A 15,964-nucleotide genomic window follows, 5' to 3' on the forward strand; every position below is an offset into this window, starting at 1 on the left:
GTCAGGACTCGAGCGCGCGCACCGCCTCGGTGAAGGCGTCGCCGCGGGCGGCGTAGTCGACGAACATGTCCAGGCTGGCGCAGCCCGGCGCGAGCAGGACCACGTCTCCCGGCCGGGCCAGGGACGAGGCCGCCGCGACGACCCGTGCCATGACGTCGGCGCTGGCCGCCGGCGTCTTGCGACCATCCTCGGCGCTGGTCACGACCTCGACCGGCACATCCGGTGCGTGTCGAGCGAGCGCTTCGGCGACCACCGGCGCGTCCACCCCGAGCAGCACCGCGGCCCGCAGCCGGGGCCCGTGCGCCCGCACCAGGTCGTCGAAGCGGGTGCCCTTGGCCTGACCGCCGGCGATCCACACGACCCGGCTGCCCGAGGGGTCCTCCGGGTCGCCGAAGGTGCGCAGCGCGGCGTCGGCGGCGTGCGGGTTGGTGGCCTTGGAGTCGTCGACCCAGCGGACGCCGCGGCGCTCGGCGACCGTGGCGATCTTGTGCGCGCCGACGCGGACGGCGCGGAGCCCGTCGCGCACGGCGTTGGCGGGCACCCCGTACGAGCGGGCCAGCGCGGCGGCGGCGAGGGCGTTCGCGACGACGTGCGGCGGGGGCACGTCGTCGGCGCTCCCGCCCGCCGCGAGGGCGACGTCCGCGAGCGACGCGATCTCCAGCGCGGAGTCGCGGCGCTGCTCGATGAACGCCCGGTCGACCAGCAGGTCGTCGACGACGCCCAGCATCGAGGGCGCCGGCGTGCCGAGCGTGAACCCGATCGCCCGGGCCCCCTCGACCACGTCCGCCTCCTCGACCATCGCCTCCGTGGCGCGGTCGGCGACGTTGTAGACGCAGGCGTGCGAGACGCCCTCGTAAATCTTGGCCTTCGCCGCCCCGTACGCCTCGAAGCCGCCGTGCCACGACAGGTGGTCCGGCTGCAGGTTGAGCACGACCGCCGAGTGCAGGGCCAGCGAGCTGGACCAGTGCAGCTGGTGGCTGGACAGCTCGACGGCGATGACGTCGTACGGCTCGGGGTCGAGCACGATCTCCATCACCGGGCGGCCGATGTTGCCGACCGCCGCGGTCTTCAGCCCCGCCGCGCCCAGCATCGCCTCGAGCATCTGGGTGGTCGTGGTCTTGCCGTTGGTGCCGGTGATGCCGAGCCACGGGATCACCTTGGCCGGACGGCTCAGCCGCCACGCGAGCTCGACCTCGCTCCAGACCGGCACGGAGCCCGCCAGCGCCTGCACGAGGATCGGCGCGCTCGGCGGGAAGCCGGTGGTGACGACGAGGTCCGCGCCCTCGGGCAGCGTCGCGGTCGAGCCCGGCCCCAGCCGGACCGTCGCCCCGAGCACCTCGAGCAGCGCGCCCTTGTCGGCGTTCGCCTCCGTGGCCGCGTCGTCGAGCACGGTGACCCGGGCGCCCAGCTGCAGCAGCCCGTCGGCGGCGGCGAAGCCGGACACGCCGACCCCGGCGATCACGACGTGGGCGTCCGGCCACGGCGAGGCGCCGTCGGCGAGCGACATCCAGGAGATGGTCACGACTGCGAAGGTCCTTCCCTTGACCCGCACCGGTCCGGCGCACCGGACCGCGTCGGGGCGAAGCGGAGACAGAGGTTACGCGTTGCCGGCGACCCATTCCGCGTAGAAGATGCCGAGCCCGCCGGCGACGAAGAGCCCGCAGATGATCCAGAAGCGCATCACGATCGTCACCTGGGCCCAGTTCAGGAGCTCGAAGTGGTGGTGGATCGGCGACATCTTGAAGATGCGCTTGCCGTGCGTGAGCTTGAAGTAGCCGACCTGGAGGACCACGGACATCACCTCGATGACCAGCAGCCCGCCGAGGATGATCAGCAGCAGCTCGGTGCGGGTGAAGATCGCCATGCCGGCCAGCGCGCCGCCGAGCGAGAGCGAGCCGGTGTCGCCCATGAAGATCTTCGCGGGCTCCGCGTTCCACCAGAGGAAGCCGAAGCACGCGCCGGCCAGGGCGACGGCGACGACGGCGAGGTCGTACGGGTCGCGCACCTCGTAGCACTTGGGGCCGGCCGACGAGACGTAGGCGCAGGACTGGTTGTACTGCCAGATGTTGACCAGCGTGTAGGCGCCGAAGATCATCACGCAGGCGCCGGCGGCGAGGCCGTCGAGCCCGTCGGTGAGGTTCACGCCGTTGCTGGCCGCGGCGATCAGCAGCATCACCCAGAGCACGACGAGCACGACCGGCAGCACGGGCAGCCAGTCGATGTCGCGCAGGAACGAGATGGCCTGCGACGCCGGCCGGATCCCCCGCTCGTCGGGGAACTGCAGCGCGAGCAGGGCGAAGATGATCGCCACGATCGACTGCCCGGCGATCTTGGCCTTGCTCCGCAGGCCGAGCGACCGCTGCTTGCTGATCTTGATGAAGTCGTCGAGGAAGCCGACGACCCCGAGACCGGTGAAGAGGAAGAGCACGAGCAGCCCGGACGCCGACGGGAGCGTCCAGGTGATCAGGTGGCTGATCGTGTAGGCCAGCAGCACCGACGCGATGATCACCAGCCCGCCCATGGTGGGCGTGCCGCGCTTGACGTGGTGCGACGTCGGCCCGTCGTCGCGGATCAGCTGGCCGTAGCCCTTCTTGACCAGGAAGGTGATGGCCAGCCGGGTGCCGAGGAGGGTGCCCAGCAGGGCGAGGAAGCCGGCGAGGAAGACGACCTTCACGCGCGGCCACCGGCCTCGACAGCGGTGTCGTGCTCCGGGTCGGGTGCACGCAGGATGTCGTCGGCCACGACGTCCAAGGCTAGGCCACGCGACGCCTTGACCAGGACCACGTCGCCGGGTCGCACGTCGGCGCGCACCCAGGCCGCCGCCTGCGACCCGTCGGCCGCGATGCGGGCGCGCCCGGTCTGGCCGGCCACGAGCAGCGGGGCGAACTCCCCCAGCGCGACCACCTCGTCCACGCCGGCGGCGGCCGTCTGCGCGGCCAGCGCGGCGTGCAGCGCGGGCGCCTCGGCGCCGAGCTCGAGCATGTCCCCGAGCACCGCCCAGGAACGTCCGCGACCCCGCGCCAGCTCGACCAGGGTGTCGACGGCCGCGGCCATGGAGTCGGGGTTGGCGTTGTAGCTGTCGTTGACGACGCGGACGCCGTCGGCGCGGTCGTGCACCTCCATCCGCCAGCGCGACGCCGGCTCGGCGGCGCTCAGCGCGGGCGCGACGACGTCGAGGGAGAGCCCGACCGCGAAGGCCGCGGCCGCGGCGGCCGTCGCGTTCGCCACCTGGTGGCGCCCGGTGCCGCGCAGCGCGACGGACGCCTCCTCCTCGGTCCCGCCGGACCGCCGGTGCAGCGTGAACGCGTAGCGCCCCCGGTCGTCGGCCGTGAGCGCGTCAGCCCAGACGGCGTCGCCCGCTCCGGGGGCGGCGCCCACCGCGTACGGCAGCACCTCAGCGCGCGTGCGCGACCGCATCGCCCAGACACGTTCGTCGTCCGCGTTGAGGACGGCGACGCCCTCGTCCGTGAGCGCCTCGACCAGCTCGCCCTTGGCCTGCGCGATGGCCTCCCGGCCGCCGAACTCCCCGACGTGCGCGTGCCCGACGTTGAGCACCACGGCCACGTCCGGCGGCGCGATGCCGCAGAGGTACGCGATGTGCCCGATCCCCCGGGCGCCCATCTCCACGACGAGGAAGGCCGTGCTCTGTCCCGAGGGGGGACGACCCCCCACACCCCCCGCGGGGTTCCCCTCGCTGGCGCTCGTGGAACGCACTCCTGAGGGGGGACGACCCCCCACACCCCCCGCGGGGTTCCCCTCGCTGGCACTCGTGGAACCCGCTTCGACGCGCAGCACGGTGAGCGGGACGCCCAGCTCGTTGTTCAGGTTGCCGGCCGGCGCGACGGTGGGCCCGGCGGCGGCGAGGACCGCGCCGAGCAGGTCCTTGGTCGAGGTCTTGCCCTGCGAGCCGGTGATCCCGACGACGCGGAGCCCGGCAGCGCGGGCTCGGTCGACGACGTGGCGCGCGAGCCGGCCGAGCGCCTCGAGCGGGTCGGGGACCACGAGCTGCGGGCCGTCGACCCCGTCGACGGGGTGGGCGACGAGCACGGCGGCCGCGCCCTGGGCGAAGGCGCGGGCGACGAAGGTGTGCCCGTCCACCCGCTCCCCCGGCAGCGCGACGAAGAGCGAGCCCGGTCCGACCGTGCGGGAGTCGGCGGTGACGTGCGTGACCGTGACGCCGAGGTCGAACGGAGCGGCGCCCGGGCCGGGACGGAGGTCGGCGCCGAGGACGGTGGCGACCTGGGAGACGCGGAGCGGGATCACCGGGCCCCCCTACCCGCCTGCAGCGCGACCCAGGCGTCCCGGACCACGTCGGCGTCGACGAACGGCGTGACCACGCCGGCGACCTCCTGGCCGGTCTCGTGGCCCTTGCCGAGCACGACGACGGCGTCGTCGGGCCCGGCCAGCGCGAGCGCCGCGGCGATCGCCGACCGGCGGTCGCCGCCGTCGACGACCTGCACGTCCGAGCGGCGGACGCTGCGCGCGCCGGCGAGCACCTGGGCCCGGATGGCAGCGGGGTCCTCGCTGCGCGGGTTGTCGTCGGTGACGACGACCACGTCGGCGGCCACCGCGGCCGCGACGCCCATCGGCCCGCGCTTGCCCGGGTCCCGGTCCCCGCCGGCGCCGAGCACGACCACCACGCGGGCGGTGTCGGTCAGGGCGCCGACCGCGGCGGTGACGGCCTCCGGGGTGTGGGCGAAGTCCACGAACACCGCCGGGGCGCCCTCCCCGAGGTCCACGCGCTGCATGCGGCCCGGCACGGACGCCTGCTCGAGGCCGCGGGCCGCCGCCGCGAGGTCGCCGCCGGTCGCCGCCACCATGGCGAGCGCGGTCAGCGCGTTACGCACGTTGTGCTCCCCCGGCAGCGGCAGCCACAGCTCGACCCGCTCGCCGTGCACCCCCGCGACCAGCCGCGTACGGCCGCGTTCGGTCGGGCCGAGCGCGATCCGGTGGACGTCCGCGTACGGGCCGGCGCCGGTGGTCGTCACGGGCAGGCCCGCCGTCCGGGCCCGGCCGACGAGGACCTCGCCGCGGGCGTCGTCGACGTTCAGCACCGCGTGCCGGGTCCGTTCGGGGGTGAAGAGGGAGGCCTTGGCCTCGAAGTAGGACTCGAGGTCGCCGTGGAAGTCGAGGTGGTCGGTCCCGAAGCCCGTGAACGCCGCGACGTCGAAGACGATGGCGTCGACCCGGCCGAGCGCGAGGGCGTGCGAGGACACCTCCATGACGAGGGCGCGGGCGCCGTGCTCGACCAGATGGCCCAGCAGGCCCTGCAGCTCGGGCGACTCGGGCGTGGTCACCGTGGTCCGGGAACCGCCGAGGTCGCGCCCGTCGAGGGCGAACCCGACCGTGCCGATCAGCCCCGTCGAGGTGCCCGAGGCCCGGAGCGCGGCGTCGAGGAGGTAGGCCGTCGTCGTCTTGCCCTGCGTGCCGGTGATCCCGTACGTGGTGAGCGCCGTGGCCGGCCGCCCGTAGACGGTGGCCGCGACGGACGCCATGGCCCGGCGCGGGTCCTCGACCACGGCGACCGGGAGCACGTCGTCGGCCAGGGCCGCACCCGCGGGGTCCGTCAGCAGCGCCACGGCCCCGGCCGCGGCGGCCCGCCCCGCGAACGCCGCCCCGTGGTGGTGGCGGCCGGGGAGGCCGACGAAGAGGTCGCCCGGCTCCACGAACCGGGTGTCGAGGGTGACGCCGGAGACCGCGACGGAGGACCCGGCGCCGGGCACGAGCGCGTCGAGCGGGACCGGGGGCGTCGTCCGGGGCCGGAGCCCCGTCCGCGCTGCACCCTGGTCGTCCGCCACGTCGACGACGCTACCGACCGGCTTCACCGCCTCACCAGGTCGTGCGCTTCGGCTTGGTCTCGCGCGCGTCCGGCACCACCGAGTAGCGCGGGAGCACGTACTTCATGACGTCGCGCCACACCGGGTTGGCCGTGCTCGTGCCGGTGTCGAACTTGCCGCGCGGGTTGTTCATGACGACGTAGGTCAGGATCTCCGGGTCGTCCAGCGGCGCGAAGCCGACGAACGAGGTCACGTAGCCCTTGTAGCGGTGCAGCTCGGGGTCGGCCCGCTGCGCGGTGCCGGTCTTGCCGCCGCTGGTGTAGGCGTCGAGCTTGAGGTTGTTCTGGCCGTTCTCGCTGTCCATGACGGCCTGCATCAGGTCGCGGACCTGGGCCGAGGACTTGGCGGAGATGATCCGGCGCGGCTCGCGCTTGTCGAGGTCGACGGTGTTGCCCGCCGAGTCGGTGGCCTGGGAGATGACGGTCGGCGGGTTGTAGACGCCGCCGTTGACGATGCCGGAGATCGCCGCCGCCTCCTGGACCGCGGTGACCGAGATGGCCTGCCCGAAGGCGGCCTGGTCGCGCTGGATGTCCGACATGTCCGCCGGCGGGATGATCCCCGCGGACTCGCCGGGCAGCTGGACGCCGGTCGGCTTGCCGAGCCCGAAGCGCACGTAGTAGTCGTGCAGCTGCTTGCGGTCCATCTGGCGGGCCAGCATCGCCGTGCCGATGTTCGAGGACTGGGCGATGATGCCGCGCAGGCGCAGCCGCAGCGGGTCGGACTCGTGGGTGAAGGCGTCCTTGATCGACAGCGGCCCCGACTTGAGCCGGTACGGCACCGAGACCCGGGTGTCCGGCGTGGCCGTCCCCGAGTCGATCAGCGCGGCCGCGGTGAGGACCTTCTCGACGCTGCCCGGCTCGTACGGCGCCGAGACGGCGGTGTTGCCGCGGGCCTCGGTCGGCGACGCGCTGGGGTTCGAGGAGTCGTACGTCGGCGCGTTGGCCATGGCCAGCACCTCGCCGGTCTTGACGTTCATGACGATCGCCGTGCCGTAGTCCGACTTCGTCCGCACGACCTGCTTGGCCAGGCGCTCCTGGACCATCCACTGGAGCTCGCTGTCGATGCTGAGGCGGAGGTTCAGCCCGTTCTGCGCCGGGGTGACCTCGCTGTCGCCGAGCGGGATCTTGCTGCCGTTCGGCGCGCTCTCGTACGTCTCCTGGCCGACCTTGCCCGACAGCTCCTTGTTCATGGAGAGCTCGAGCCCGCCCAGGCCCTTGCCGTCGGCGCCGACGAAGCCGACCACCGAGGAGCCGACCGACCCGTTGGGGTAGGTGCGGACCGGGTCGGCCTCGCGGAAGATCCCGTAGATGCCCGCCTTGGAGAGGTCGGCGGCCAGCTGGGTGTAGGTGAGCGCCGGCACCTGCTTCTTGAGGTAGACGAAGTGCGTGTTCGGCGTGGTCAGCAGCGGGACGAGCTGCTCGGGCGTCATCTGGAGGTAGGGCGCGAGGATGCCCGCGACCTCCGGGGCCTTGGCGCCGACCAGCGTGGGGTCCGCCGTGACGGCGACGGCCGGCTGCGTGGCGGCCAGGACGGTGCCGTTGCGGTCGGTGATCTCGCCGCGCGACGGCAGCAGCGGCAGGGTGCGGGTGAGCGCGTCGATGGAGTCGGCGGTGTAGCGGGCCGAGTCGAAGCCCTGCAGCTGCAGCAGCCGCCCGGCGCACAGCGACAGGCCCATCGCCATGATGACGAGCACGACGTGGAGCCGGCGGCTGGACGACCCGAGCGGGACGCGGATGGCGGTGATCGGGGTCCGGGGCGGCGGACGGCGGACCACGGGCTTCGGCCGCGGCGCCGACGTCCGGGCCGAGGTCGACGAGGTCGAGGACGCCGGGCGCCGGACGGCCGGCTCGGGGCGCGGACGGGCGCGCTCGCGGGAGCCGTCGCGCAGGATCCGCTCGCCGCGGCGGTGCGCCTCGCCCCCGTCGGGGGTCCGGCGACGCGTCGCGTCGGACCGGTCGCGCCCCTCGGGACCGAGGCGGCCCCCGGCGGCGGGGTGCGGTCGGCGTTGCGGCATCGGCAGGCCTCTCAGCGGCTGGTGGTGGTCGGCTGCGGCGTGCTGGGTGCGGTGCTCGGGGCGGGGGTGGGTGCGGCGGTCGCGGCGGCGGCCGCCTTCGCGGCCTCCTCCGCCTTGTCGGCGGCCTCCGCCGCGGCACGCTCGGCGGTCAGCTGCTCGCCGGTGCCCGGTGCGAGGTAGCGCATCTCGGTCCCCTTGGTGGTCTCCGCGTCGCCCTTGACGGTGCCGTCGGGCAGCACCAGGAACGCCGGGTGGACGTTGGGCCGCATGCCCTGCGCGTACGCCTTCTGCGCCAGCGAACCCGGCGAGGAGACGGTCTGCAGCTGCGACTCGAGGTCATCCTGCACATACGTGAGCTGGCTGGCCTGGCTGTTGAGGCGGCGCGCCTCGAACTCCTGGTTCTGCAGCGTCGTGTTCAGCAGGAGCAGCCCCGCCATCCCCAGCCCGAACGCCGCGATCAGCACGATGAGGAACGGCAGCCGCGCCATCCGCGCCCCGGGCGTCGCCAGCGGCCGGAGGGCCGGCGGGGTGGCGGTGCGGTCCGGACGGGCGGTGGTCTTCTTGCCGGGAGCGGCGACGAGAGCGCTCATGCGCCCACCTCCTTGGATCGGGGGGTTCGGGGGGTTTCAGGAGCGGCGGCAGGGGGCGCGGGAGGCGCGGGAAGTCGTCCCCCCTCATGACCTCGCGGGGTTTCACGAGCGCCAGCGAGCGGAACCCCACCGGGGGGTGTGGGGGGTCGTCCCCCCTCAAGACGGAGATCCCCACCGGGGGGTGTGGGGGGTCGTCCCCCCTCAAGACGCGGCTCGAAGACGCGGACCGCCGCCCGGAGGCGGGCGGACGCGGCGCGGGGGTTGGTGGCGACCTCGGCCTCGGTCGGGCGCTGGGCGCCGCGGGTGAGCAGCTCGAGCTCGGCGCGGAGCTCGGGCGGGACGACGGGGAGGCCGCGGGGCGCGCGGTCGGTGGAACCGGCGGCCAGGATCTGCTTGACCGGGCGGTCCTCGAGCGAGTGGTAGGCGAGCACGGCGATCCGCCCGCCGACGGCGAGCGCGGAGACGGCGCTGGGCAGGACCGACTCGAGCGCGGCGAGCTCGCCGTTGACCTCGATCCGCAGTGCCTGGAACGTGCGCTTGGCTGGGTGTCCGCCGGTGCGCTGGGTGGCCATGGGGATGGCCGAGCGGAGCAGCTCGACCAGCCGGCCGGAGCGCTCGAACGGCTCGACCTCGCGGGCCTCGACGATCCGGCGCGCGATGCGGTCCGCGAACCGCTCCTCGCCGTAGCGCCGCAGCACCCGGGCGAGCTCCCGAGGCCCGTAGGTGTTGAGGACCTCGGCCGCGGTCGGGCCCGTACGCCCCATCCGCATGTCCAGCGGGGCGTCGGCGGCGTACGCGAAGCCGCGCTCGGCCGAGTCGATCTGCAGGGAAGAGAGCCCCAGGTCGAGCAGCACGCCCTGCACCCGCGGGTGGCCGAGGCGTTCCAGGACGTCGGGCAGCTCGTCGTAGACGGCCTCGACGAGGGTGACGCGGTCGCCGTACGGGGCCAGCCGCTCGCCCGCCAGCGCCAGCGCCTGGGGATCGCGGTCGAGACCGACCAGGTGGGCCTCGGGGCACGCCTCGAGCAGCGCGCTCGCGTGCCCGGCCAGCCCGAGGGTGCCGTCGACGACGACCGGGTGGGGGTTCGTGGGGGTGGGCACGAGTGCCGGGGTCAGGAGGGCCAGGACCTCGTCGAGCATCACGGGGACGTGGGTCGGCCGTGCCGAGCCCTCCCCGCCGGTGCTCTCGACCATGTACCCGCTCGACCCTTCGGCTGTGCCCTGCTCGTCCGGCCGGCCCACGGCTTGGGCCCGCTGGTCCACGCGGGACGTGCCGGGTGGTTCCAACCCGAGGCCTGCTGGCGACCTGGCACCGGGGAAGTGGTGCCAGGGCGCCGGCCTGCGGGTTGAAGCCGCTCGGCACGTCCTGCGTGCTGTCCTGCGCCTGCTCGTCCTGCTCGAGTGCTCTCCGGCTGAGGGGGGAAGTCCTCAGACGCCGGGGAAGACCTCGTCGTCCAGGTCGGCGAACGCCGACTCCTTGCTCGCCTCGTAGGCCTGCCACGCCGCGGCGTCCCAGATCTCCACGCGGTTGATCGCGCCGACGACGACGCAGTCCCGGTCCAGGCCCGCGTACGCCCGCAGGTGCTGCGGGATCGTCACCCGGCCCTGCTTGTCGGGCGTCTCGTCCGAGGCTCCCGACGCGAGCATGCGTTGGTAGTCACGGACCTGCTGGCTCGAGGACGCCCCCCGGACGCCCTGCACCAGCTCGGCGAAGGTCGCGACGGGCCAGATGGCCAGGCAGCGCTCCTGGAAACGGGTGATCACCAGGCCCTCCGCCAGCTCGTCGCGGTACTTCGCCGGGAGGATCAGCCGGCCCTTCTCGTCGAGCTTCGGAGTGTGGGTCCCGAGGAACACGGGCCCTCCTCTTCCACTCCACGATGCGGGTGCTGAACTCCACTGCGCGCCACTTTACTCCACTTCGCCCCACTCGACCCCCTTGCGAGGGCGCGTCGGCCTCCGGAGCACCGCCGACGTCCGTCCGGAGGGAGGTTTCTGTCGCGCCGACCAGGTTTCCGACGCCCGCATACGATGAGCGGGCACCGCACGAGGAAGCGCCGGACGCGCCCGTACGCGTGCACGGCAGCAGCCCTCGGGACGTCGTCCCGCTGGACCACCGGGACGAAGGGGATGGCTCGTGAGCCTGGGCGTCGACAACGACGCGCGTCGGGATGAGCGCAGCGAGCAGGCCGAGCACTCCGTCGCGGACGTGGTGGCCGTCATGGGCCGCGTGCGGCAGGCCATCGAGCAGGTGATCGAGGGCAAGCGCGAGGCGATCGACCTGGCCATGGTCGTGCTCCTGGCCGAGGGCCACCTGCTGGTGGAGGACGTGCCGGGCGTCGGCAAGACGATGCTGGCCAAGGCCATCGGGCGCTCGATCGACTGCTCCGTGCGCCGGGTGCAGTTCACCCCGGACCTGCTGCCGAGCGACATCACCGGCGTCTCGATCTGGAACTCCGACACCCGCGACTTCGAGTTCAAGCCGGGCGGGATCTTCGCCAACATCGTGGTGGGCGACGAGATCAACCGCGCCTCGCCGAAGACCCAGTCCGCGCTCCTGGAGTCCATGGAGGAGCGCCAGGTCAGCGTCGACGGCACGACCTACCTGCTGGACGCGCCCTTCATGGTCGTCGCCACGCAGAACCCGATCGAGATGGAGGGCACCTACCCCCTCCCCGAGGCCCAGCGCGACCGCTTCCTCGCGCGCCTCGAGATGGGCTACCCGACGCCGAGCGCCGAGCTGGACATGCTCGACTCGCACGGGTCGTCGGACCCGCTCTCGCGGCTCAGCCCGGTCACCGACGCCGCGACGATCCGCGGCCTGATCAAGGCGGTCGCCGAGGTCTTCGTGGCGCCGGCCGTCAAGCACTACCTCGTCTCCGTGGTCGGGGCGACCCGCACCTCGCGCGACCTGCGCCTCGGCGCCTCGCCGCGTGCCAGCCTGCAGCTCCTCCGGGCGGTGCGGGCGTACGCGGCGCTCCAGGGCCGCGACTACGTCACGCCCGACGACGTCCAGGCCCTCGCCGTGCCGGTGCTCGCGCACCGCGTGCTGCTGTCGGCCGAGGCCCAGCTCTCCCGCCGCAGCGCGGAGGAGGTCATCCGCCGGGCCCTCGCCGAGGTGCGGGTGCCCGACCGCAACCCCGGCCGCTGAGCGGGGAGCGGGACCGCACGTGAAGCGCGTCTGGACGGTGCTGACCGTGCGCGGCCGTTGGCTGACCGGGATCGGCCTGGTCGTGCTCCTCGGCGCCATGGTCAGCGGCCAGCGCGACGTCATGCGGGTGGGTCTGCTGCTGCTCGCGCTCCCCCTCGTCGCACTCGTGCTCGTGCTGCGCGCCCGGCTGCGGATGTCGGCGGAACGTTCCGTGGAGCCGGCCCAGGTCGCCCTCGGCACCCCCATGCACGGCCGGATCACCCTCGGCCAGGACTCCCTGCTGCCCGCGGCGCTGCTCGAGCTCGAGGACCAGGTGCCCCCGGAGCTCGGCGAGCGCCCCCGCTTCCTGGTCGACCACGCCACCTCGCACTGGCAGCGCACCGTCGAGTACCCGCTCCTCGGCCGGGCCCGCGGTCACTACCGGACCGGCCCCCTGATGGTGCGGACCACCGACCCGTTCGGGCTCGTGCAGCTCGACCGGACGTTCACCGCGACGAGCGAGGTCGTCGTCACCCCGCAGGTCTTCGACCTGATCCGCGTCGCCGCGGGCGGCAGCGGGGGCAGCGCCGGCGAGTCCCGACCGCGCCGGATCGGCGTCTCCGGGACCGACGACGTGCTCGTCCGCGAGTACCGGCAGGGCGACGACGTGCGCCGCATCCACTGGCGCTCCACCGCCCGTTCGGGCGACCTGATGGTGCGCCGCGAGGAGCAGGCCTTCGACCCGAGCACGAGCGTCCTGCTCGACACGCGCGCCTTCGGCCACGCCGGCCGCGGCCTGCACCACTCCCTCGAGTGGGCCGTCTCCGCCGTCGCGTCCGTCGGGCTGCGGCTGGCCGAGGACGGCTACACCGTCGACGTCACCACCCCGGAGGGACCGCTGCAGACCACCACCGCCCGCGGGCCGGTCGCGGCCGACGCCCTGCTGCGCCAGCTCACCGACCTCCAGCCCGTCCCCGGGCACGGCCTCGGCCACCTCCTCTCCGACGCCGGCGGCGAGCGCGGCGAGCAGCTCGTCGTGGCCGTCCTCGGTCGGCTCACGCCCGAGGAGGCGTACGCGCTCGCCGGCGTCCGCCGCCAGCGGGCCACGGGGCTCGCGCTGGTGCTCGACGTCGACGCCTGGGCACGGGTCGGTTCGCGCGGCGAGGTCGAGCCCCCCGGGGACGACGTCCCGAGCGCGGCGGCCCGGGCGGCGGAGGTCCTGGCCGAGCGCCAGTGGCGGGTCGTGGTCGTCGACCCGACCATGACCGTGCCGCAGGCCTGGGAGGCCCTCGAGCGCACGGCGGTCCCGGCGTGAGGACCGCCTGATGCGCGCCGACACCCGCCTGGGCCTCGCGACCGTCCTGGCGATGGGCCTCGCGACCCTCACCGTGCTGCCGCTGACCAGCGACCGGCTGTTCGTGCCGCTGACCTGGCTCGGCACGCTGCTGCTCTGCACCCTCGGCCTCGTGCTGCGCCGCCGCGGTGCCGGCGCCAGCCTGACCTTCGCGACCCAGCTGCTGGCGGTGGTCATCGGCTCGCTCGTGCTCGCGTACGGGATCAGCGGCGACCCCGACCTCCTCACCCGCTACCCCCGGCTGTGGGCCCGCGGCGTCCTGCACATGCAGACCCAGAGCTCGCCGATGGGCGCGGACCCGGGCGTGCTGCTGATCTTCGTGACGACGATCTGCCTCGTCGCGGCGCTGGCCGACCTGGTCGTCTCCGGCCTCGAGCGGCCGGCGTGGGCCGTCGCCCCGCTCGCCACCCTGTTCGCGGTGCCGGCCATCGGCCTCGGGTTCGACACCGGCGTGCTGAGCTTCGCGTGCCTCGCGCTCGGCTACCTGGCCGTCCTCGTCGCCGACGCGCTCAACCGCGCCGCTGCGTGGAACCGGGGGCTGAGCGCCGACTCCTCCCGCAGCGAGGCCCACCGGACCACCGCCACCGGCACCCGTGCGCGCTCCACCGCCGGTCCCGCCGTCTGGCGTTCCGCGGGCCTGCTCGCCGGGCCGGCCGTCGTGCTCGCGCTCGTCCTCGGCGTGCTGCTGCCCACGATCAGCCTGCCCGGGCTCGGGGTGGGCAACGGGTTCGGCGGGAACGGTCCGCTGCAGCTGACCGACCCCAGCCTCGACCTCAAGCGCAACCTCAACCAGCCGACGAACCGGGTGGTGTTCCGCTACACGACCGACCAGCCCGGCGGGGTCTACCTGCGGATGGCCGCGCTCCCCCAGTTCTCCGACGCCGGCTTCGGCAACACCCAGATCCGGCTCAACACCGGCACCAACCTCTCCGAGCCGCCCGGCTACAGCGGGCAGGTCCCCCGGGTCCGCACCACGAAGATCACGTCGGTCGACTTCTCGTCGCAGTACCTGCCCGCCCCGTACGCGGCCCGCACCTTCACGGCCGCCGGCGAGTGGAGCTACAACAGCGAGTCGCTGACGATCGTGAACAGCGAGAACCGCTCCGACGAGCTGACCAACCTCAGCTACGAGGTGCGCAGCTGGGACATCGCCCCCACCGCCGAGGACCTCGGTCGCGCCGGCGCCGGCTCGCCGGCCGACGGGGACGTGACGGCGGAGGTTCCGCGGGACCTGCCTCCCGAGCTCGTCGAGCTGAGCCGCCAGGTCACGCGCGGGGCCGACACCCCGTACGCCCGCGCCGCCGCGATCCAGGCCTACCTGCGCGACGCGGACAACTTCACGTACGACACCCAGCAGCGGCCGGGCACCGGCTACCAGGCGCTGGTCAACTTCCTCACCGTCGACCGGCGCGGCTACTGCGAGCAGTTCGCCAGCGCGATGGCGATGATGGCGCGGGTCAACGGCATCCCGTCCCGCGTGGCCGTCGGCTTCCTGCCCGGCAGCCAGGTCGGGGACACCTACGACGTGTCCGTGCGCGACATGCACGCCTGGCCCGAGCTCTACTTCTCCGGCTACGGCTGGGTGCGGTTCGAGCCGACGCCGGGTGTCCAGACGGGTTCGCCGCCGCCCTGGACCGTCCCGACCGACGACGCGGACACCCCGAGCGCCAGCGCCGCGCCCTCGAGCGCCCCGAGCTCGGCCGCGCCGAGCGCGTCCACCGCCCCGAGCACGGCGCCGCAGGACACGCCCACCACCACGACCGAGACGACGACCTCGTTCCCGTGGCGCACGGTCTTCGTCGTCGCGGGCGCCGTGGTCCTGCTGCTCCTGCTCGCCGCCCCCGCCGTGCTGCGCGTCCGGCGCCGCCGGTCCCGCCTCGACACGGACGTCCCCACGGACGAGCAGGTCGAGGCGGCCTGGGCGGAGCTGCGCGACACGGTGCTCGACTTCGGCGGGACCTGGCCCGAGGGCACACCGCGCGCCGTCGGCCGCGAGCTCGGCGAACGCCTCCCGCCCGCCGACCGCGACGACCTCGGCCGCGTCGCCACCCTCGTCGAACGCGCGCGCTACGCCCCCGACCTCGGCGACCCCGAGCAGGCCCGCGGCCTCTCCGGCACGACCACCTCGCTGCGCCACGCCATCAGCGCCCCCGCCGGCCGCGCCCGGCGCCTCCGCGCCTTCCTCGCCCCGCCCTCCCTCTTCCGCCGGCGCTGAGCCTGAGGCGCGTACGCGCGTCTGCTCGCTCCGCACGCGAGGCAGGGGCGGGATTGCTGACCACGTCTGCTCGACATGCGGCTCGCCGCCACCCGTACGGTCCACGTCTGCTCGACCTTGTGACGTCTGCGCGTGTTCAAACCCGCGCAGATGACACAAGAGCGAGCAGACAGCCCTCAGGGCCGAGCTCACGGTCCTCGGTGGAGGAACCGCTGGTCCGGCAGGCGGCAGAACCGATCAGGCGTACGGAGCAGCGGTTCGTCGGCACAACGGGTCCGGACGTGCAGAACGGCGGCGCGCTGGGCGCGGCCGCCGTTCGGATGCTGGGTGGTGCCGGGCTACATGCCCTCGTCGCGCCGCTTGCGCCAGCGCTCTTCCATCTTGTCCATGAACCCCTGGCCGCTGGGTGGGCGGCTGCCTCCGGGGGTCTTCACCCGGTCGGGACGGTCGCTCATGTCCGCGGCGGAGCCGACGTGCTGCCAGGAGAGGATCGCGATCACCGCGGCGGCGACCATCACCAGGAACCCCAGGACGCTGAGCGCGATGTACCCGCGGGTGCCGGTCGCCAGGTAGAGACCGGCCACGAGCAGGACCAGCCCGCCGAAGAACGCCACGCCCGCCAGAGCGGCACGACGTCGATGAACTCGACGCGTCCCCGTTCCGCGCATGGCGTTGACGAGCTTGGGGTCCTCGGCCGCCAGGGCGGCCTCCATCTGCTCGAGAAGCCGCTGCTCCTCGTTCGAGAGGGCCATCGGCCACCTCCCACCCGGTCACGTGATCAACTGCGGCCATCCTACGTGCCCGTGCGCCGGCCTCGAGGTGCGCGGT

11 protein-coding genes and 1 pseudogene are annotated in these 15,964 nt (G+C 74.1%); 3 read left to right on the forward strand and 9 right to left on the reverse strand.

The genetic code is table 11. The features are described from left to right. Nucleotide 1 precedes the first annotated feature (1 nt). The 8 genes and pseudogenes from murD to mraZ all read right to left on the reverse strand — a co-directional run bounded on the left by murD (nucleotide 2) and on the right by mraZ (nucleotide 10,294). A complete protein-coding gene (gene murD, locus ABD665_RS08250; RefSeq protein WP_204913967.1) occupies nucleotides 2-1,507 on the reverse strand; it encodes a UDP-N-acetylmuramoyl-L-alanine--D-glutamate ligase in 1,506 nt (501 codons plus the stop codon). Between the two features lie 90 nt (nucleotides 1,508-1,597). Further along, entirely contained in the window at nucleotides 1,598-2,674 is a 1,077-nt protein-coding gene (gene mraY / locus ABD665_RS08255; protein WP_204911410.1) for a phospho-N-acetylmuramoyl-pentapeptide-transferase, read from the reverse strand. Beyond that, on the reverse strand, nucleotides 2,671-4,263 hold the full coding sequence (locus ABD665_RS08260; RefSeq protein ID WP_204911409.1) for a Mur ligase family protein: 1,593 nt from the start codon (nucleotides 4,261-4,263) through the stop codon (nucleotides 2,671-2,673). The genes mraY and ABD665_RS08260 overlap by 4 nt, the downstream gene beginning before the upstream one ends. Continuing rightward, complete coding sequence (locus ABD665_RS08265; RefSeq protein ID WP_486348140.1) at nucleotides 4,260-5,798, reverse strand: UDP-N-acetylmuramoyl-L-alanyl-D-glutamate--2,6-diaminopimelate ligase; 1,539 nt, start codon at nucleotides 5,796-5,798, stop codon at nucleotides 4,260-4,262. Before ABD665_RS08265 ends, ABD665_RS08260 begins: the two co-directional genes overlap by 4 nt. Before the next feature lie 31 nt (nucleotides 5,799-5,829). Next, nucleotides 5,830-7,851 (reverse strand): penicillin-binding transpeptidase domain-containing protein, encoded by a 2,022-nt coding sequence (locus ABD665_RS08270; RefSeq protein ID WP_204911408.1) that lies wholly within the window; start codon nucleotides 7,849-7,851, stop codon nucleotides 5,830-5,832. 11 nt (nucleotides 7,852-7,862) lie between these two features. Next, nucleotides 7,863-8,441: a cell division protein FtsL gene (gene ftsL, locus ABD665_RS08275; RefSeq protein WP_204911407.1), complete on the reverse strand. Its 579-nt coding sequence runs from the start codon at nucleotides 8,439-8,441 to the stop codon at nucleotides 7,863-7,865. 218 nt (nucleotides 8,442-8,659) lie between these two features. Next, nucleotides 8,660-9,634 (reverse strand): annotated as a pseudogene (gene rsmH / locus ABD665_RS08280) (16S rRNA (cytosine(1402)-N(4))-methyltransferase RsmH); the annotation flags it as partial. Nucleotides 9,635-9,868: 234 nt separating this feature from the next. Beyond that, on the reverse strand, nucleotides 9,869-10,294 hold the full coding sequence (mraZ, locus tag ABD665_RS08285; protein WP_204911405.1) for a division/cell wall cluster transcriptional repressor MraZ: 426 nt from the start codon (nucleotides 10,292-10,294) through the stop codon (nucleotides 9,869-9,871). A 286-nt stretch (nucleotides 10,295-10,580) separates the two neighbouring features. Here mraZ and ABD665_RS08290 point away from each other — a divergent pair, with 286 nt between their 5' ends. The 3 genes from ABD665_RS08290 to ABD665_RS08300 are packed head-to-tail and all read left to right on the forward strand — an operon-like array spanning nucleotide 10,581 to nucleotide 15,136. Beyond that, nucleotides 10,581-11,588 (forward strand): AAA family ATPase, encoded by a 1,008-nt coding sequence (locus ABD665_RS08290; RefSeq protein ID WP_344741959.1) that lies wholly within the window; start codon nucleotides 10,581-10,583, stop codon nucleotides 11,586-11,588. Nucleotides 11,589-11,607: 19 nt separating this feature from the next. Continuing rightward, the gene (locus ABD665_RS08295) at nucleotides 11,608-12,882 is read left to right on the forward strand and encodes a DUF58 domain-containing protein (RefSeq protein ID WP_204911404.1); all 1,275 of its coding nucleotides are present in this window, start codon (nucleotides 11,608-11,610) and stop codon (nucleotides 12,880-12,882) included. A gap of 10 nt (nucleotides 12,883-12,892) precedes the next feature. Further along, complete coding sequence (locus tag ABD665_RS08300; protein ID WP_204911403.1) at nucleotides 12,893-15,136, forward strand: transglutaminaseTgpA domain-containing protein; 2,244 nt, start codon at nucleotides 12,893-12,895, stop codon at nucleotides 15,134-15,136. Nucleotides 15,137-15,474: 338 nt separating this feature from the next. Here the strand turns inward: ABD665_RS08300 and ABD665_RS08305 are convergent, their stop codons facing one another. After that, nucleotides 15,475-15,888: a DUF3040 domain-containing protein gene (locus ABD665_RS08305; protein WP_204911402.1), complete on the reverse strand. Its 414-nt coding sequence runs from the start codon at nucleotides 15,886-15,888 to the stop codon at nucleotides 15,475-15,477. Nucleotides 15,889-15,964: the final 76 nt, after the last annotated feature.

The organism is Microlunatus spumicola, assembly GCF_039536445.1.
Taxonomy (GTDB): Bacteria; Actinomycetota; Actinomycetes; order Propionibacteriales; family Propionibacteriaceae; genus Microlunatus; species Microlunatus spumicola.